16 protein-coding genes are annotated in these 17,679 nt (G+C 73.7%); 9 read left to right on the forward strand and 7 right to left on the reverse strand.

The features are described 5' to 3' along the window. Window positions 1-70 precede the first annotated feature (70 nt). Window positions 71-376 (reverse strand): chorismate mutase, encoded by a 306-nt coding sequence (locus NHL53_RS05885; RefSeq protein ID WP_433775920.1) that lies wholly within the window; start codon window positions 374-376, stop codon window positions 71-73. A 102-nt stretch (window positions 377-478) separates the two neighbouring features. On the opposite strand from NHL53_RS05885, the gene NHL53_RS05890 reads away from it, so the two are divergent. From NHL53_RS05890 to NHL53_RS05930, 9 genes are read left to right on the forward strand one after another with little or no spacing between them, the layout of a single operon-like run. Beyond that, window positions 479-1,486, forward strand: coding sequence for an AAA family ATPase (locus tag NHL53_RS05890; RefSeq protein WP_433775921.1), 1,008 nt, complete (start codon window positions 479-481; stop codon window positions 1,484-1,486). Between the two features lie 7 nt (window positions 1,487-1,493). Beyond that, window positions 1,494-2,381, forward strand: coding sequence for a DUF58 domain-containing protein (locus tag NHL53_RS05895; protein ID WP_433775922.1), 888 nt, complete (start codon window positions 1,494-1,496; stop codon window positions 2,379-2,381). Then, window positions 2,368-2,856, forward strand: a complete 489-nt coding sequence (locus tag NHL53_RS05900) for a hypothetical protein (protein ID WP_433775923.1) — start codon at window positions 2,368-2,370, stop codon at window positions 2,854-2,856. Before NHL53_RS05895 ends, NHL53_RS05900 begins: the two co-directional genes overlap by 14 nt. Continuing rightward, entirely contained in the window at window positions 2,847-3,830 is a 984-nt protein-coding gene (locus tag NHL53_RS05905) for a VWA domain-containing protein (RefSeq protein WP_433775924.1), read from the forward strand. The genes NHL53_RS05900 and NHL53_RS05905 overlap by 10 nt, the downstream gene beginning before the upstream one ends. After that, window positions 3,827-4,837, forward strand: a complete 1,011-nt coding sequence (locus tag NHL53_RS05910; RefSeq protein WP_433775925.1) for a VWA domain-containing protein — start codon at window positions 3,827-3,829, stop codon at window positions 4,835-4,837. The genes NHL53_RS05905 and NHL53_RS05910 overlap by 4 nt, the downstream gene beginning before the upstream one ends. Continuing rightward, window positions 4,834-5,586: a hypothetical protein gene (locus NHL53_RS05915; RefSeq protein ID WP_433775926.1), complete on the forward strand. Its 753-nt coding sequence runs from the start codon at window positions 4,834-4,836 to the stop codon at window positions 5,584-5,586. The genes NHL53_RS05910 and NHL53_RS05915 overlap by 4 nt, the downstream gene beginning before the upstream one ends. Continuing rightward, window positions 5,580-6,764, forward strand: coding sequence for a hypothetical protein (locus NHL53_RS05920; RefSeq protein ID WP_433775927.1), 1,185 nt, complete (start codon window positions 5,580-5,582; stop codon window positions 6,762-6,764). Before NHL53_RS05915 ends, NHL53_RS05920 begins: the two co-directional genes overlap by 7 nt. Beyond that, window positions 6,761-7,474 (forward strand): Pr6Pr family membrane protein, encoded by a 714-nt coding sequence (locus NHL53_RS05925; RefSeq protein WP_433775928.1) that lies wholly within the window; start codon window positions 6,761-6,763, stop codon window positions 7,472-7,474. The genes NHL53_RS05920 and NHL53_RS05925 overlap by 4 nt, the downstream gene beginning before the upstream one ends. Beyond that, window positions 7,471-7,755: a HigA family addiction module antitoxin gene (locus NHL53_RS05930; RefSeq protein ID WP_433775929.1), complete on the forward strand. Its 285-nt coding sequence runs from the start codon at window positions 7,471-7,473 to the stop codon at window positions 7,753-7,755. Before NHL53_RS05925 ends, NHL53_RS05930 begins: the two co-directional genes overlap by 4 nt. A 357-nt stretch (window positions 7,756-8,112) precedes the next feature. Here the strand turns inward: NHL53_RS05930 and NHL53_RS05935 are convergent, their stop codons facing one another. The 6 genes from NHL53_RS05935 to NHL53_RS05960 form a co-directional block, all read right to left on the reverse strand. After that, window positions 8,113-8,781, reverse strand: a complete 669-nt coding sequence (locus NHL53_RS05935) for a DNA alkylation repair protein (protein ID WP_433775930.1) — start codon at window positions 8,779-8,781, stop codon at window positions 8,113-8,115. Window positions 8,782-8,815: 34 nt separating this feature from the next. Beyond that, the gene (locus NHL53_RS05940; protein WP_433775931.1) at window positions 8,816-9,325 is read right to left on the reverse strand and encodes a GNAT family N-acetyltransferase; all 510 of its coding nucleotides are present in this window, start codon (window positions 9,323-9,325) and stop codon (window positions 8,816-8,818) included. Window positions 9,326-9,740: 415 nt separating this feature from the next. Then, on the reverse strand, window positions 9,741-12,968 hold the full coding sequence (locus NHL53_RS05945) for a S41 family peptidase (protein WP_433775932.1): 3,228 nt from the start codon (window positions 12,966-12,968) through the stop codon (window positions 9,741-9,743). A 128-nt stretch (window positions 12,969-13,096) separates the two neighbouring features. Continuing rightward, window positions 13,097-14,383: an adenylosuccinate synthase gene (locus tag NHL53_RS05950; protein WP_433775933.1), complete on the reverse strand. Its 1,287-nt coding sequence runs from the start codon at window positions 14,381-14,383 to the stop codon at window positions 13,097-13,099. A gap of 145 nt (window positions 14,384-14,528) precedes the next feature. Continuing rightward, entirely contained in the window at window positions 14,529-15,626 is a 1,098-nt protein-coding gene (locus NHL53_RS05955) for an FAD-dependent monooxygenase (RefSeq protein ID WP_433775934.1), read from the reverse strand. Window positions 15,627-16,198: 572 nt separating this feature from the next. Then, on the reverse strand, window positions 16,199-17,605 hold the full coding sequence (locus NHL53_RS05960) for an FtsX-like permease family protein (RefSeq protein ID WP_433775935.1): 1,407 nt from the start codon (window positions 17,603-17,605) through the stop codon (window positions 16,199-16,201). Window positions 17,606-17,679 lie beyond the last annotated feature (74 nt).

Below are 17,679 nucleotides of genomic sequence, written 5' to 3' on the forward strand. Positions count from 1 at the left end.
GGGGGGGGGGGGGGGGGGGGGGGGCGGGGGGGGGGGGCCCCCCCCCCCCCCCCCGTCCGCGCGCCGGGCGTCAGGCGTCGTGACCGGCGGCGCGGCGATGGTGCTGGATGACCTCGGCGACGACGAAGTTGAACCACTTCTCGGCGAACTCGGGATCGAGGTCGGCGTCGTGCGCGAGCTCGCGCAGCCGCGCGGTCTGGCGCTCCTCGCGGGCCGGATCGCTCGGCGGCAGGCTGTGGCGGGCCTTGAGCTCGCCCACCTGCTTCGTGCAGCGGAAGCGCTCGGCCAGCATGTACATGAGAGCGGCGTCGATGTTGTCGATGCTGGCGCGCAGGCGCAGCAGGGTGTCCATCGGATCCTCGTTCGTGTCGCTCATGCTTCGAGGGTATCCGCGATGGGGACTCCTGCCCGCGTCGGATGTCGGGCGTCGGATATAGCGTGGGGGCAGACGACGAATCCGCGTTCGAGAGGCTCGCCGATGACGACACCGCAGCAGAAGACGGCCCCCGCCGAGGAGGAGATCGCCCGCGCGCGGGCGGTGCTGAACCGCATCTCGCAGGCCTACTCGGCGAAGGTCGTGGGCCAGGAGCAGCTGCGCACGAGCCTCCTCGTGGCGCTCATCGCGGGCGGCCACGTGCTGCTCGAGAGCGTTCCGGGCCTCGCGAAGACGACCGCCGCGTCGACGCTCGCCGACACGGTCGAGGCCTCGTTCAAGCGCATCCAGTGCACGCCCGACCTCCTGCCGAGCGACATCACGGGCGGCCAGGTGTACGACGCCTCCACGGGCCGCTTCCGCACGGTCCTCGGCCCCGTGCACGCCAACTTCGTGCTCCTCGACGAGATCAACCGCTCGAGTGCCAAGACCCAGAGCGCGATGCTCGAGGCCATGCAGGAGCGGCAGACGACGATCGGCGGCGAGGTGCACCGCCTGCCGGATCCGTTCCTCGTGATCGCGACGCAGAACCCGATCGAGCAGGAGGGCACCTACGAGCTGCCCGAGGCGCAGCTCGACCGATTCCTGCTGAAGGAGATCGTGAAGTACCCGAGCCCGCAGGAGGAGTTCGAGGTGCTCGAGCGCCTCGACACGGGCGCCCTCGCCCCCGACCACCACGTGTCGGCCGACGCGACGCTCGACGACGTGCGCCTCATGCAGCAGGTCGCCTCGCGCATCCACGTCGCCCCCGCGATCCGCAACTACATCGTCGGGCTCACCTACGTCACCCGCAACCCGGGCGAGTACATCGGAGAGGAGCGCGCCCGCTACATCCGGTACGGCGCGAGCCCCCGGGGATCCATCGCGTTCCTGCAGGCGTCGCGCGCCCTCGCCCTCCTGCACGGCAGGTCGCACGTCATCCCCGAGGACATCCGCGACCTGCGGCACCTCGTGCTGCGCCACCGGGTGCTCCTCACCTTCGAGGCCGAGGCCGACGGCGTGCGCAGCGAGGAGCTCATCGACGCGATCTTCCAGGCCGTTCCGACCCCGTAGGGCGCGCATGACGGCACTGCTCACGCGGGTGAAGAGCCGCCTCTTCATCCACTCGCGCCTCACGTCGACGCACGCGCTCGACGGGGGATACGCGTCTCTGCAGCGCGGGCGCAGCCTCGACTTCGAGGATCTGCGCGCGTACGAGCACGGCGACGACGTGCGCGACATCGACTGGCGCGCCACCGCCCGGCACGGCGACCTCCTCGTCAAGCGCTCGCGGGCCACCCGCATGCACACGGTGCTGTTCGCGGTCGACACGGGCCGCGCGATGGCGGCGCTCGCCCCCGACGGGCAGCCGAAGATCGTCACCGCGATCACGGCCGTCGGAGCGCTCGGCATGCTCTCGACGCGGCACGGCGACGACGTGTCCGTCGTCTACGGCGACCGCGCGGGCATCGTGCGCACTCCCCCGCGCCGCTCGGACGGCGGCCTCGAGCACGCCCTGCGCGCCCTGCAGCGCGCGGCCTCCCCGCAGGCGGCGGCGAGCGACCGCGCGGGGCTCCTCGGCGCGATCACCCGCACCGTCTCGCGGCGCATGATCCTCGTCGTGGTCACCGACGAGGCCCCCATCTCGCCAGACGACGAGCGCCTGCTGCGCCGCCTGCAGGTGCAGCACGACGTGCTGTGGCTGACCGTGCGCGACGCCGACCCCGTCGCCCCCTCGGGGGATCCGCGCGGCCGCCGAGACGCCGACAGCGGCTGGGCCGTGCCCGCCTTCCTGCACGGCGACCCCGCCGTGCTCGCCGAGCTCGCCAGGGAGCGCGCCGAGGGCGACCGCGCCCGCGCGCACCTGCTCGAGCGCCTGGAGATCGACCACGCCGAGCTCGCGGGCGAGTCGGAGGCCGTCGCTCCCCTGCTGTCGCTGCTCGCGAGGAGGTCGCATGGACGCTCCTGAGCAGCTCTATCCCCCCGCGCAGTACGGAGGCGGGTGGATCCTCCTCGCCCTCGCCGTGCTCGCCGTCATCGCGGGCGGCGCCTGGCTGCTGTGGGCGCTGACCCGGCCGCCCCGGCCGGAGGACCTCCGCGACGCGACGCCTCCGCCGCTGCCCGTCGGAGCCGCCCTCGAACGGCTGAGGGACGACCACCTCGCGCAGATCCAGGGCATCGAGGACGCGTGGCGGCGAGGCGAGATCACCGCGCGGCAGGCCCACTACGACCTCAGCCGCGTGACGCGCGCCTTCGTGAACGCCTACACGGGCCTCGAGACGCCGGTGCTGTCGCTCGACGAGCTCGCCGCGCGCGGCGTGCATCCCGCGCTCCTCGACGCCCTCGAGCGCCACTACTACCCCAGCCTGTTCCGCGACGACGTCGTCATCGATCCGGCAGCGGGCGCCGATGCGGCGCGCAGGGTGGTGACCGCATGGCACTAGAGCACGTGTGGATCCTCGTCGCCCTCGCCGCGCTCCTCGTCGCCGCGGTCGCCGCCGGTCTGCTGCTCGGCGGCCGCCGCCCGCGCCGCGACGCGGCAGACGCCCCGGCGGTCGCGCGGGCGGAGCGCGTCGCCCGCCTCGACGCCACCCGGCGCGCGGTGCGGCGCCGCACGGCCGCCCTCGCCGCCGTCGCGGGCCTCGCGGTCGTCGGCGGCCTCGCCGCGGCCGCCGTCGCGGCGCGGCCGATGTCGACGCAGACGATCGTGCCCGAGAACACGAGCCGCGACATCATGCTCTGCCTCGACGTGTCGGGATCCATGACCGACGTCGACGCCGAGGTCGTGCAGGTCTTCGAGCAGCTCGCGCGCGGCTTCGAGGGCGAGCGCATCGGGCTGACGATCTTCAACTCGTCGGCCGTGCAGGTGTTCCCCCTCACCGACGACTACGCGTTCGTCGCCGAGCACCTGCAGCGCATCCGCGAGGGCTTCACGGGCTACGAGAGCAACCCCGAGCACTGGGCAGGCACCCTGGAGGGCGCCGGATCCTCGCTCATCGGCGACGGCCTCGCCTCCTGCGCGATGCGCTTCGACCACGACGACGAGGAGCGCTCGCGGTCGATCATCCTCGCCACCGACAACGAGCAGGTGGGATCCGGCATCGTCGACCTCGACGAGGCTGCCGCCTTCGCGGCGGATCGCGGGATCCGCGTCTTCTCGATCGATCCCGTGACCGACACGGAGGGCGAGACGGCCACGGCCCTCGCCGCGGCCGCCCGGCACACGGGCGGCGCCGGATACAGCCTGCGGGGGACCACGACCGTCGCCGACGTCATCGACGAGGTGCAGAAGGAGGAGGCGCGCGCCATCGCCGGGATGCCCGAGACCGTGCGCACCGACGCACCCGCGCCGTGGATCGTCGTGCTGCTCGCCGCCGCGCTCGCCTCGATCCTCGTCGCCTGGAGGATACGCGCATGAGCTTCCTCCCGATCCTGCCTCCCCTGCTGCTCGCCCTCGTCGTCGTGCCCGCGCTCGCCCTCACCGTCTGGCAGCTCGTGCGGGCGCGCGGCGCGGCGACCCGCACCGCGTGGGCGCTGCGCGTCGCGCTCGTCGTCGTCTGCGGGCTCCTCGCGCTGCGCCCGGGGCTGCCGGACGGATCCGCGCGCACCGTGGCCGCCGACGTCGACGTGTTCGTCGTCGTCGACAGCACGACGAGCGTGATGGCCGAGGACTGGGGCGACGGCGAGCCGCGCATCGAGGGGGTGCGGGCCGACGTGCGCGCGCTCGCGGAGGCCTATCCGGGGGCGCGGTTCTCGCTCATCAGCTCCGACAACAGCGCGACCGTGCGCCTGCCCCTCACCACCGACCGCGGCGCCCTCGCCGTCTCCGCCGACGTGCTCACTCCGCCCGTGACCGTCTACGCCACGGGCAGCTCGATCGCGGTCGCCGCGCCCCTCCTCGCCGAGACGCTCGAACGGGCGGCGGAGACCTCGCCCGACCGGGCGCGGCTCGTGTTCTACCTCGGCGACGGCGAGCAGACGATCGACGCCCCGCCCGAGTCGTTCGCCGACAGCGCCGAGTGGGTCGACGGCGGCGGCGTGCTGGGATACGGCACGGCCGAGGGCGGAGAGATGCGCCGCGTCACGGGCGTCGTCGGCGCGGACGACGCCGGCAGCCGCGACGACAGCTACCTCCAGTACCAGGGCGAGCCGGCCCGATCCGTCATCGACGAGCAGAACCTCCAGGCGATCGCCGACGAGCTCGGCGTCGCCTACCAGCACCGCACGGCAGGCGACGAGCCGACGTTCCCGCCCGCTCCCGCCACGACCACGACGACCGACGACGACACGGCCTCCCGCGCCGAGCTGTCGTGGGTCCTCGGCATCGCGGCCGCCGCGCTGCTCGCCGCCCTGGCGGGCATCGACGCCGGCCGCATCCGCCGCGTGCGCACGAGCGCGCGCCCGACCGGGGAGGGCGCGTCATGACCGTTCCGGATCGCCTCTCGGCCCTCGCCCGCAGCCGACGTCGCGCGCGCGTCTGGGGCATCGCGATCGGCATCCCGCTCGCGCTCGTCGGCCTCGCGCTCGTCGCGAAGATCCTCACGATGTACGCCTTCGCCCACCAGACGCTCGCCGCCTACGATCGCGAGGACGCGCCGGCGGCGGTCGCGGCGGCGGAGTCGCAGCAGGCCGTCAACCTGTTCGAACGGTGGCGCGCCCCGTACAACCTCGGCACCTCGCTGGCGCTCGCCGATCGCCTGCCCGAGGCGCGCGGCGCCCTGGAGAGCGCCCTCGACCTCGCCTCTGGCCTCGACGTCTGCCCCGTCGGCATCAACCTCGCGCTCGTGATCGAGCGCCAGGGCCTCGCGGCGCAGCAGCAGGATCCCGATCAGTCGGCCGCGCACATGGCCGACGCGCTCGCGGTCCTCGACGCCCTGCCGGAGGAGTGCGCGAGCGAGGAGGCCGCCGAGACGTCGCCCGACCCCGAGCGCGACCCCGACCAGATGATGACCGACCTGCGCGAGCGCCTCGAGCAGGCGCCTCCCCCGCCCGATCCGTCCGACGATCCCTCCAACGACGAGGAGCCGGAGGGCCCAGAGGGGCCGGAGGACGACAAGCTCGGCCAGCTGGAGGAGCAGCTCGAGAAGGGCGCCGAGCAGCGCGAGGCGCGCGACCAGCGCGGCGACGGAGACGGCGAGAACGACGGATTCCCGGAGGGGGACAAGCCGTGGTGACCGAGCACGAGCAGCGGGCGCACGCCAACCGCCACCTGTCGCGCGACTACCTCGCGAGCCGGGTCGGCGCGCCTCCCGTGCCGCCGCCTGGCGGCTACCGGGGCGTGCGGCGCTTCCCCTCGGATCCGTCGCAGCTGCCGCCGCCTGGCGCCCCTGCCGTGCCGCCGCGCGCCTCCGCGCCGCGGCCCCGCGCGCACCCGCTCGGATGGATCGCCCTCATCGGGGTGCTCCTGTTCGTCCTCGTCCTGCTCCTCGTCGCGCTCTCGGCGGGCCCCGGCGGCGTGTTCTCCACGGGCATGCTCATCGGGCAGCTCATCGTCGTGGGTCTCGTCGCGGCCGGCCTGTGCGTCCGGAGGGCGCGGCTGGTCGCGTCCATCGCGCTCACGGTCGCGCTCCTCGCCAACATCGGCACGGTCGGCGCGGCCTCCGCGGCGCTCGCGCCCCTCTCCCCCGCCCCGTTCGCCGGCGGCGCGGAGCGAGCGGGTCCGGGCGCGGTCTATCCGGGCAAGCACGACGTCGATCCGACGACCGTGCTCGAGGCGGCGCCCCTCGAGGAGACGCAGGCCGAGGGGGACGCGCTCATGGCCGAGGTGCGCGAGGCGCTCAGCGACCGCTTCGGCGTGACCTGGGTGCAGACGACCGATCCGATCACGCGCTACGAGCGCAACGGCTACGGGGGCGAGTCGCTGCTGCAGGAGTACCGCGGCGCCATGTGGGCGACCGAGCAGCCGGTGCAGGGGTACGAGCACAAGCTCGCGGTCATCGACGAGATCAACCGGGTGCTGGCGGCGTCCGAGCACTATCCGCCGATGTTCGCCCTGAACGATCCGACGCAGAGCCGTCAGGACGACGAGGTGCTCGAGCAGTTCTACGGCACGACGGATCCCCGCACGCAGGCCGTGTGGGAGTGGGTGACGAGCCGCGACTACGTGCTGTCGTCGACGGGCCACGTGGCGAGGCCGCCGCTGTTCTACGCGACGATCACCGACCTGTCGAACGACCCGACGGGCGAGTTCCGCCGCGGCGCCGACGGGACGGATGCGCCGCCGGAGGGCCTGCAGCTGCTGTTCCTCGCCCGCGAGCAGCTGAGCGAGGACGACCGCGCGGCGTTCGAGGAGGGCACCCGGGGCGGCCCGCCGCCCGACTCCGCCGTCGTCGAGGAGGGAGACGAGGAATGACCCGGATCTGGTCGCTCGCGCGGATCGCGGTGGCTCTGCTCGCGCTCGGGACCCTCGTGTTCCAGTTCGCGCACGACCTCTCGTACGTCGTCGCCGCCGAGGAGCCGTACGCCTCGCACGTGCCCACGTTCGCGTGGAACTTCGCCAGCTTCTTCACGAACCAGTCGAACGTGATCGCGGCCGCGTTCCTGCTGCTCGCGGCGTGGTGGTCCCTCGCGCGGCGAGACGGCGGCGAGCGCCCTCCGGTCTGGCTCGCGGCGCTGCAGGTGGTCGCGGCGACCTTCATGACGGTCACGTGCGTCGTCTACAACGTGCTGCTGCGCGGCACCGACACGGCGGGCGGGGTCGCCCCGCACGTCGAGTGGTCGAACGAGGTGATGCACGTCGTCGTGCCGGCGTTCGTCGTGCTCGACCTGCTGCTGATGACCGTGCCGCGGCGGGTGTCGTGGCGGCTGCTCATCGTGCTCGTCGCCTATCCGGCGCTGTACGCGGCCTACTCGCTGCTGCGGGCGCCGTTCGTGACGGCGCCCGTCGGCGGCGCGGCGGTCTGGTACCCGTACCCGTTCCTGGATCCGCAGGCGCAGGGCGGCTGGGGCGGCGTCGCGCTCTACGTCGCCGTGCTCGCGGCGGCGGTCACCGCCATCGGGGCCGTCTTCGTCGCGTACGCCCGGTGGCGGGTGGGGCGTTCGGAACGGAGAATGACGCCATGACCATGCACGATCCGGTGCACCCCGGCGCCATCCTGCGCGAAGACGTGCTCGGCGAGCTCGACCTCACGGTCGCGGAAGCCGCGGCACGCCTCGGCGTCTCGCGCGTCGCGCTGAGCCGGGTGCTGCACGAGCACGCCCGCGTCTCGCCGTCGCTGGCCGTGCGCCTGGAGGAGGCGGGCGCGGGAGATGCCCGCACCTGGCTGGCCCTGCAGACCGCCCACGACCTCGCCCGCGAGCGCGCGGCGGGCCGCCCGGAGGTGCGCCCCCTCGACGCGGCGTGACGCCCTGCGGCGGGTCGTCGGGCGGTGGCGCGCCCCGAGCGCATGTCTCACCTTCTGCGGAAGAGGCGATCCGATTCCCGCGCTTCGCGAGACATGGGCCAGGTGCGCGGCGAACCATGTCTCACGTTGGGTGGGTATGAGGCGCGCATACCCGCCGAAAGCGAGACATGCCCTCCCCGCCCGCGATCCGGTTGGGCCGCCGAGAACTGCGGCCTCGCGGCGGAGGCGACGTCCCCTGGTGCGCCACCGGGGTGACGAGCCGCCGTTCCGCCGGAGGGATCGGGAACAGCGGACGGGATCCACGCCCTCCATCCGCCACCGGCGAGATCTCCGCCGGAACGGGGCGCGCGGGGTCCCCTACCCGTCCTGCCGCCGCACGATCTCCGCGATCCAGAGGGGAGCGAAGGGCGACGTGCAGTTCGGCGGCGTCGGATAGTCCTTGAGCACCTCCAGGCGCTCGCCGATGTCGATCGCGCGGGCGCGCAGGTCGGGGTGCGAGATGCCGATCTGCGCGAGGCAGCTGTTCATCTCCCACTGCAGGCGCGACGGGGCGTCTGCCATCTCGGCCTCGATGCGGTCGAGGAGGCCGGGCAGGTCGAGCCCGTCGGGGTCCTTCGCGATGCGCGTCTGCGTGAGCGCCCAGCCCGCCGCCGCGATGTCGGGATCCGGATCCGCGAACCACGCCGCGCGCAGCGGCTCGGCGTGCGGCCCCTTCTTCACGACGTACGCGAGGAGCCAGTCGACGACCTTCGGATAGCGGGCCTCGCGCAGCATGGCGTCGAGCTGATCCGCGGCGAACTCCTTCGGACGGCCGACGAGCAGGGCGAGGAGGCGCGCGTTCGTGTCGCCCGTCGCCCAGAGATCCTCGGCGAGCGGCTGCTGCGTCTTCAGGCGCTTCGCGACGGCACGCAGCTTCGTGAGGTTCACGCCGTGATCGTCGCCGTGCCTCTCGTTGACGGCCCGGATCTTCGGATCCTCGAGCCCGCGCAGCTCCTCGAGGATCGCGGGCACGCGTTCGTCGCTCATGCGCCCACGGTAGCCGGGAGGGCGCGGCGGGCCCCTATTCCTCCCCGAGCTCGAGCCGCATCTCCCACTCGAGCCCGTACGGCGGGAGGGGGTACTCGGCGCGGTGGCCCGTGTCGACGAAGCCGCGGCGCGTGTAGAACGCGATCGCGCGGGGGTTGTCGGCGTGCACGTGCAGGGTGAGCCTGTCGTCGAGCTCGCGCGCCCAGTGGATCACGAGGTCGAGCAGCGCGTCGGCCACGCCCCGGGCGGCGCCGCGGGCGTCCGGATCCACGAAGACGCCCACGAGCATCGGCCCGAGCGCCTCGTCGATGTAGCCGCGCATCACGCCCAGCCAGCGGCCGTCGGCGTCGATGGCCGCGAATCCTGCGTCGCCGTGCCGCTCGACGCGCGCCGCCCGATCGCGCCAGACCTCGTCCGGCAGCGACTGCGCGTGGTCGAGGGTCTCGCCGAAGGCGATGGGCGTGTCCGCGAGCATCCGCAGGCGGATCTCCCGGTACTCCTTCCAGTCGTCCGCTCCGAAGGGCCGCACCGCGAAATCCGTCATGCCTCCCATCTCACCATCCCCCGGCCGTCCGCACCCCCTCGGAGGTGCGATCACCCGTGCACGACGACGCCGATCCGCACCCCAGCGGATCCAGAACACGCGAGAATCCCCGCATCTCACACCGCGCAGCACACGGATTGGCGTCGTCGTGCATACCGCGCGCCCGCGCAGCACGGCACCGCCTCGGCCGACAACGCACCGCGCACCGCGCACCGCGCACGCGTTGAAGATCTCGCGACCCAGCCGATGCGCAACGACGCCATTCCCCACCCGGCCGGATCCGAGACCCGCGGGAATCCGCACTTCTCACGCAACGCAGCGCACGAATTGGCGTCGTCCTGCACGACACCACGTCCGCACCACCGCGGAAAGCGGGGCCGGGCGACGCACGCCCGACCCCGCTCGCCTCCGCGCCTCAGGCGGGGCGCACCTTCGGGGCGGGCACCGGGGGCGCGGTCGCCGCGGGCGTCTCGTCGAGGCGGGCGAGCGCCTCCTCGATCGCGCGGTCGAGCTGCGGGTCGCGCTCGCCGAACAGATCGGCGGGCGTGTGCACGACCTCGATGTCGGGATCCACGCCGTGGTTCTCGACGCCCCACTCCTTGCCCTCGAGCCAGTACGCGTAGCGCGGCTGCGTCACGCGCGTGCCGTCGACGAGGTCGAAGCGGCTGTCGATGCCGACGACGCCGCCCCAGGTGCGCACGCCGACGACCGGGCCGATGCCCAGCGCCTGCGCGCGGGCGTTGACGATATCGCCGTCGGATCCCGAGAACTCGTTCGCGACCAGCACGACGGGGCCGCGCGGAGCCCGGTCGGGGTCCGGGATCATCGACGCGTACTGGCGGGCGTGCGTCCAGGCGATGACGCGGGTGGCGAGGCGCTCGATGACGAGCTGGCTCGTGTGCCCTCCGCGGTTGTAGCGCACATCGGCGACGATGCCCTCGGCGGCCGCCGCCGTCCGGAGATCGCGGTGCAGCTGCGCCCAGCCGGGGCTCGCCATGTCGGGCACGTGCACGTATCCGAGGCGCCCTCCCGAGACGCGAGCCACGTACTCGCGACGCGAGCGCACCCAGTCCTGATAGCGCAGAGGCTCCTCGTCCGCGAGCGGCACGACCACCACGCGGCGGTCCGCCCCGTCGCGGCGCAGCGTCAGCTCGACGGGCTTGTCCGCGGCGCCGACCAGCTGCGCGCCGGGGCCCGCGACGGGATCCACGGGGGCGCCGTCGACGGCGACGACGACGTCGCCCTCCTCCGCGCCGACGCCGGGCTGGCGCAGCGGGGAGCGCGCCCCGGGGTCGCTCGACTCCCCGGGGAGGATCCGCGTGATCCGCCACCCGTCGTCGGCGGGCTCGAGGTCGGCGCCGAGGAATCCGAGGCGTCGCGACGCGTCGCCCGGAGACGAGGCGGGGATGACGTAGGCGTGCGACGTGTTCAGCTCGCCGACGTGCTCCCAGAGGATGTCGACGAGGTCGTCGTGGGTGCGGGCGAGGGGGACGACCTCGCGCCAGCGGGCCGTCGCGGCCTCCCAGTCGACGCCGTCCATGTCGGACCGCCAGAAGTGGTCGCGCATGAGGCGCGCGTTCTCCTCGAACATCTGCCGCCACTCGGCCCGCGGATCGAGCTCGAAGCGCAGGCGCGACAGGTCGACCTTCACGGGCTCGTCCTTCGACTTGGCCTTGCGCGCCGCGTCGACGACCACGACATCGGATCGGCGCCGCACGACGAGCTTCCGGCCGTCGCCCGAGACGGACAGCGCGTCGACGCCCTCCCAGACCGTCCACGCCTCGCGGTCGTCGAACGACCAGCGCTCGATGCGGTTCGGCTGCCGGTCTCCGGCGACGCCGGCGCGGCGGGATCCCAGCACGCCGACGTCCTCCCCCTCGGCGATCCAGACGATGCCGCCGTCGGTCGCCGCGAGGTCGCGGTAGGCGGCGGAGGGCACGGGGAACGCGACGATCCGCTGCTCGGCGCCCTCGGCGTCGAGGCCGGGCGACGCGGGCGCGCCGCTCTTCTTCTGCTCGTCGCCGTCTGCGTCTCCCGCGGGGCGCCGCCAGCCCTGGGCGGTCGGTCCGAAGGGAGCGGGCTCCTCGGCCGACAGGGGGATGAGCCAGGGCCGCGTGGATCCCGAGAACGCGAGGTCGAACGCCTGCTGGTTGTACTCGGGGTCGAAGGTGCGATCGGAGAGGAGCACGATGTGCTTCCCGTCGCGGGTGATGTCGGGCGAGCGGTCGTGGAACTGCCCCGACGTGAGCTGCCGGGGCGCGGCGCCCTCGTCGCGGGTGTCGAGGATCCACACGGCGTGCAGCTCGCTCTCGCCGCTCGTCGGCTGCGACCACACGAGGTAGCGTCCGTCGGGCGAGAAACGCGGTGTGAGCGACTCACCCTGCGTGGAGCGCTGCACGTCGCGCGCGGTCCCCGAAGCGACGTCGATGAGGCGGATCCACCCGTCGTGCGAGATCGCGGCGAGGCGCTCGCCCGCGGGGTCGGCGGCGAGGTGCAGCACGCGGCCGAGCTGGCCCGTGAGCAGCGGCCAGGCGTCGTCTCCGGCGGACCCGTCGAGGGGCGCGATCTCGATGCCGTCCTCGCCCTCGGCGTCGGTGACGAAGGCGGCGCGGCCCGTGGATCCGAGCACGAGGGGCTCGCGCACGCGCACGCCGGAGTCGGCGGCGAGGGCGCGAGCGGGTCCTTCGCGGTGGGCGATCCAGAACGCCTTGCCGCGCCAGGCGACGACGCTCGCCTCGCCGGTGTCGTCGGAGGCGATCCGCGTGAGGTTGCGGGCCGGGTCGAGCGGCTCGTGCTCTGGCTCGACGCCGGGCAGCGACACGTCGATGGTGCGCGGCTCGCCGTCCAGCCCGTCGAGCAGGCGGATCCGCCCGCGGCTGTGCCAGACGATGCGGCGCCCGTCGGTGGTCGCGTCGCGCACGTATCCGTCGTCTGAGGTCTGGAACGTGATCTGCCGGGGCTCTCCCTCGCCGGGCGTCTCCCAGGCCCAGAGGTTGGCCTGCTCGTCGGCGCGGTCGGGGAACCGCGCGGCGCGGTCGGAGGCGACCACGAGCGCGTCGCCGACCCACATCGGGTCGGTGAGGGCGGCGTGCTCGTCGCGCAGCAGCGGCTGCCAGACGTCGCCGTCGGCGCGCAGCCAGAGCTTCGGCGCGGTGCCGCCGCGGTAGCGCTTCCACCAGGCGGGCGGGCGGCTGCCTGGCGTCGTGAGGGCGACGCGGCCGTCGGCGTGCACGGCGATCCCCGAGGCCATGCCGTGCTCGAGGCGGCGCACGCGCCCGTCGATCGAGACGGCCTTCACGACCGTGTGGCGCGAGTTCTGCTCGCCGGCGTTGGAGGCGATCAGCACCTCGCCGTCGGCCGTCCACCCGAGCAGCAGCGTCGACTGCGCGCCGGAGTAGGTGAGGCGGGTGACGGATCCGCTCGCCAGGTCGGCGAGCATCGCCTCCGGGTGGCCGTCGCGCAGCGACACGAACGCGATGTGCGCGCCGTCGGGCGAGAACCGGGGCTGCCGGACGGGCGCGTGATCGCTGGTGAGCCGCCAGGCGCGGCCTCCCTCGACGGGCGCGACCCAGATGTCGTCGGCGGCGGTGAAGGTGATGAGGTCGTCGTGGATGTGCGGATAGCGCAGGTACGCGGAGCTCATGGGGTCAACGTATCCCCGAAGCGCCGACCGCGGGGCGGGGCGCGGGGAATTCATCCGGGGCGATCCCCGCGGACGACGAAGCGGCGCGGGGATCCGTCGGATCCCCGCGCCGCCCGTACGTCTCGTCGTCAGTCGACGAGGTCATGGCGCACGATGACCTCATCGCGGCCGGGGCCGACGCCGATCACCGAGATGCGCGTGCCGCTCATCTCCTCGAGCGCGAGCACGTAGTCCTGCGCGTTCTTCGGCAGGTCGTCGAAGGTGCGGGCGCCGGTGATGTCCTCGGTCCAGCCGGGGAACTCCTCGAGGATCGGCGTCGCGTGGTGGAAGTCGCTCTGGTTGACGGGGACCTCCTCGAAGCGCTCGCCGTTCACGTCGTAGGCGACGCACACGGGGATCGTCGGGCGGCCGGTGAGCACGTCGAGCTTCGTGAGCACGAGGTCGGTGATGCCGTTGATGCGCGTCGCGTAGCGGGTGATGGGCGCGTCGTACCAGCCGACGCGGCGCTCGCGGCCCGTCGTGGTGCCGTACTCGTGCCCGCCCTCGCGCAGCCAGTCGCCGTCGGCGTCGAACAGCTCGGTCGGGAAGGGGCCGGCGCCGACGCGCGTCGTGTAGGCCTTGACGATGCCGACGATGCGGTCGAGGCGGTTCGGGCCGACGCCGGATCCCGTGGATGCGCCGCCCGCGGTCGCCGACGACGACGTGACGAACGGGTAGGTGCCGTGGTCGATGTCGAGCATCGTGGCCTGGCCGCCCTCGAACACGACGACCTCGCCGCGCTCGAGCGCGTCGTTCAGCAGCAGCCCCGTGTCGCACACCATGGGGCGCACGCGGTCGGCGTACGAGAGCAGATCCTCGACGATCTCGTCGACCGTGATGTCGCGCCGGTTGAACACCTTCACGAGCAGGTGGTTCTTCTGCTCAAGGGCGCCCTCGACCTTCTGCCGCAGGATCGACTCGTCGAAGAGATCCTGCATGCGGATGCCCATGCGGTTGATCTTGTCGGCGTAGGTGGGGCCGATGCCGCGCCCGGTGGTGCCGATCTGCCGCTTGCCGAGGAAGCGCTCCTGCACCTTGTCGAGGGTGCGGTGGTAGTGCGTGATGACGTGCGCGTTGGCGGAGATGCGCAGCTTCGAGATGTCGATGCCGCGCGCCTCGAGCGCATCGAGCTCCTGGAACAGCACCTCGAGGTCGACGACGACGCCGTTGCCGATGACGGGCGTCACGCCGGGCGAGAGGATGCCGGACGGGAGGAGGTGCAGGGCGTACTTCTCGTCGCCGATGACGACGGTGTGCCCGGCGTTGTTGCCGCCGTTGAACTTCACCACCCAGTCGGTGCGCTCGCCGAGCAGGTCGGTGGCCTTGCCCTTGCCCTCGTCGCCCCACTGGACGCCCACGATCACGATTCCCGGCATGGCTAGCCCCCTGAAAGCTCGGGTGTTGGACACCTCATCCTATCGGGAGGGTGCGACAGCACGAGGATCCGGGGATCGCGAGGCGACGCGGAGAGCACCCTGCGGATCCCTGCGGACCCCTCCGCGACGCCTCGGGGCGCCCCGGTCAGGCCCGGCCGACGCCGCGGCTGAACGACTGGCCGGCCTCGACGCCGTCCTGCATCTCCATGAGGCGCAGCGCCTCGTAGGCCTGAAGCGCCTCGACGGGCGAGTCGGCGTGCGCGAGCACCCGCCCGAGGACGAGGGCGTCCTCCGCGGCCTCCTCGAAGCCGGCGCCGGTCATCGGCGTCTGCGCGTGGGCGGCGTCGCCGAGCACCGCGACGCGTCCGGATGCGACCTGCTGCGGCACGTACTCCGTGATCGGCGTCGCGATGACCTCGCGGTCGCGGAAGGCCTCGATCACGCCCGAGCGGGAGGGCTCCGCCCACTGCGCCGCACGGCGGATCATCGCGTCGTAGACCTCGTCGGGGATCGCGGAGGCGCGCGGCGTGTGCAGCGCCTCGGTTCCGCGGATCGCGCCGATCTCCCGCAGGAGCCGGTTGTGGCCGGGGTCGAACCAACCCCAGCCGTAGCGGCGCACGCCGCCGTCGGCCTCCATCAGCGGGTAGGTGGCGAGCATCTCGCCCCCGCGCATGTCGAAGTCCGGGCCGCCGATGCGGCCGGCGAGGCCCGCGGGCAGCTCGGACTGGCCGAGCCACACGACGTAGCCGGCGTAGTCGGCGACGGGGTGGGTCTCGTCGACGTGACGGCGCACGATGCTGCGGCACCCGTCGACCCCCAGCACGATCTCGGCCGCGCGAACGGATCCGTCCTCGAGCGTCACGCGCGCCTCGTCGGCGTCCTGCGCGACGCCGACGACGCGGGCGTCCTCGACGATCTCGATGCGCGGATCCGCGTCGGCGGCCGTGCGGAGGGCCGAGTACACGTCCCACCACGCCTGGGGATAGGTGCCCTGCTGCAGGGCGCGCTCGCCGAGGGTGCGCTCGACGATGTCGTAGGCGTCCGCGGGCATGAGCCGTCGCAGCGCGCGTCCCGCGGCGCGGATGGCGACGCCGCGCTGCGTGCGGCCGGCGGTGCGCTCGAGCACGGTGGACGAGCGGCCGATGTTCGAGAGCGAGAGGGCGGTCGCGAGGCCGCCGAGGGAGCCGCCGACGATGATCGTCTCGGCGCGCGAGGAGGTGGTGGGGTCGTTCGGAGTCGACACGGTGCTCTCTTCTGGAGGAAGCGGAAGGGGATCCGCCCGGGCTCGGGCGGGGCGGGCGAGTCCGCGGGGTTCCGCGGCGTCGGGCGCGACGGCCCGGCGGAGCGGTGAGACAGCATGGCGCCAGCAGACGGGAGGGATCCCCCGGTGGCGGCCGAGATCAGTCGATCGTCATCACCTGTTGTTTAACCTGGGTCGGATCGGACCCACCCTCCGGAGGGCGCACGGGGCTCCCTCGCCCCGGCGCCGGTCGGCCGCGTCGCGGAAAGGCACCCGAGCCGGGCCGGAGAGATGCCTTTCCGGAACCCGGGGCGCGCGGAGACGAGCCGAGTCGCAGAAACGCACCCCTCCCGCCCCGCGAGCGGTGCCCTTCGCCGACTTGGAAGACCTCGCCCCGCCGAATCGCAGAAACGCACCCCGAGCCGGGCCGGATGGATGCCTTTCCGAGACCCGGGGCGCGCGGGGACGACCCGCGTCGCGGAAACGCACCCCCGGCCGGCGCGGAACCCGGCGCCAGCCGCCGTCTCGCGCGGCGGCCGGCGCGGCGAACCGGGCCGCCCGCCGAGCCGGATCCCCTACTCCGCCGCGCGCTCGGGCTCGGCAAGCACCCGCGTGAGCACGGGGCGCGTCGCGACGAGCGCGAGCCGCACGAGAGCGACGCCCGCGGCGAGGCACACGACGATGACGAGCACCGACAGCGGCGCGACGATCATCGCGAGCCCCACGACCGGGAACACGAGCAGCCCGCCCGCCAGGGCCGCGACGATCATCGTGAACAGCAGAGGCGACATCGTCGAGCGCACGCGCGCGCTCTCCATCACCTCGCGCGGCATCCCCATGCGGTCCGACGCGACGAAGACGGCACGGCGGTCGAGGATCGCCGCCGCCTGGTTGACGCCCACCGAGCAGGCGACCATGAGGAACGACACGACGAGGGTGATCAGCACGCCCGTGCGGATGTCGTCGGCGAGGAACATCTCCGGCCCGGCCATGTCGCCGGCGTCGATGCCGCCCGCGAACGCCATGCCGGATCCGCCCACGACCGCGATGAACGTCGTCATCGCGATGCCGCCGACCTGCCGCCAGGCCGCCTTCGGCGACTCGAGCACGGTGCGCGCCGCGATGAGGTGCCGCGCGTCCTTCGCCCGCCTGGCCTGCCCGCGGGCGTGCACGCCGACGAGCCACGGGCCGATGATCCCGAGCACCCCGACGCCCGCCGCGAAGACGCCCGCGAGCACGAGCATCATCGCGAGGGCGCTCCCCAGGGCCCCGAGCTGCCCCAGCACGACGGATCCCGCGATCACGACGACGGCGGCGATCGCGGCGCGGATCCACCGCATGCGCGGCACCTCCTGCTTCGTGCGCACGCCGAGGGGCGAGATGTTCACGCGGCGCAGGCCGACCGCGGCGCTGAGCGCGGCCACGATCGCGACGCCCGCGGCGACCGCGAGGAGGATCCACGGGCCGACCCACAGCGATCCGGCGCCGATCGCCTCGCCGCGGAACGGGATGAGGCCGACGAGCGGGATGAGCGCCGCGTAGAGCAGGATCCCCGCGACGGCGCCGATGATCGCGACGACGGTCGACTCCAGGACCGTCATGACCGTGACGAAGCCGGGCGTCGCGCCGAGGAGGCGCAGCGTCGCGAGGCGGTCGTCGCGGCGACGGGCGGAGAGGCGCGCGGCGGATCCGCCGAGGGACAGCAGCGGCACGGCGAGGAGCGCGAGGGCGAAGACGCTGAGCACGCGGTAGATGAGGACGAACCCGTCGTCGTCCATCGGCCACCGCCAGAACATGAGGGCGCCGCCCGCGACGACGAGCAGCAGCGCGGTGGTCACGGCGAACGCCGTGGCTGGCAGCGCGATCGTCGCGATGCTCTGCGCGCCGGGACGGGACAGGTGCCAGGTGAGGCCGGCGGCGCTCCCCCGGCGTCCGGTGCGGGCGAGCGGCTCCGGCGGAGCGGCGAGGGTCGCGGAGGTCATCGCGCGCCTCCCTCGGAGAACGGGGCGGGGGATCCGGGGGCGGGGTTCTGCGCCGCCGGGAACGCGGGTGCCTG

Source organism: Microbacterium sp. gxy059, from assembly GCF_050958665.1.
In the GTDB taxonomy this organism is placed as follows: Bacteria; Actinomycetota; Actinomycetes; order Actinomycetales; family Microbacteriaceae; genus Microbacterium.

Bases quoted from the DNA above. Each gene is read 5' to 3' on its own strand.
- NHL53_RS05885 (WP_433775920.1), bottom strand. From the start codon at position 376: ATGAGCGACACGAACGAGGATCCGATGGACACCCTGCTGCGCCTGCGC.
- NHL53_RS05890 (WP_433775921.1), top strand. From the start codon at position 479: ATGACGACACCGCAGCAGAAGACGGCCCCCGCCGAGGAGGAGATCGCC.
- NHL53_RS05895 (WP_433775922.1), top strand. From the start codon at position 1,494: ATGACGGCACTGCTCACGCGGGTGAAGAGCCGCCTCTTCATCCACTCG.
- NHL53_RS05900 (WP_433775923.1), top strand. From the start codon at position 2,368: ATGGACGCTCCTGAGCAGCTCTATCCCCCCGCGCAGTACGGAGGCGGG.
- NHL53_RS05905 (WP_433775924.1), top strand. From the start codon at position 2,847: ATGGCACTAGAGCACGTGTGGATCCTCGTCGCCCTCGCCGCGCTCCTC.
- NHL53_RS05910 (WP_433775925.1), top strand. From the start codon at position 3,827: ATGAGCTTCCTCCCGATCCTGCCTCCCCTGCTGCTCGCCCTCGTCGTC.
- NHL53_RS05915 (WP_433775926.1), top strand. From the start codon at position 4,834: ATGACCGTTCCGGATCGCCTCTCGGCCCTCGCCCGCAGCCGACGTCGC.
- NHL53_RS05925 (WP_433775928.1), top strand. From the start codon at position 6,761: ATGACCCGGATCTGGTCGCTCGCGCGGATCGCGGTGGCTCTGCTCGCG.
- NHL53_RS05930 (WP_433775929.1), top strand. From the start codon at position 7,471: ATGACCATGCACGATCCGGTGCACCCCGGCGCCATCCTGCGCGAAGAC.
- NHL53_RS05935 (WP_433775930.1), bottom strand. From the start codon at position 8,781: ATGAGCGACGAACGCGTGCCCGCGATCCTCGAGGAGCTGCGCGGGCTC.
- NHL53_RS05940 (WP_433775931.1), bottom strand. From the start codon at position 9,325: ATGACGGATTTCGCGGTGCGGCCCTTCGGAGCGGACGACTGGAAGGAG.
- NHL53_RS05945 (WP_433775932.1), bottom strand. From the start codon at position 12,968: ATGAGCTCCGCGTACCTGCGCTATCCGCACATCCACGACGACCTCATC.
- NHL53_RS05950 (WP_433775933.1), bottom strand. From the start codon at position 14,383: ATGCCGGGAATCGTGATCGTGGGCGTCCAGTGGGGCGACGAGGGCAAG.
- NHL53_RS05960 (WP_433775935.1), bottom strand. From the start codon at position 17,605: ATGACCTCCGCGACCCTCGCCGCTCCGCCGGAGCCGCTCGCCCGCACC.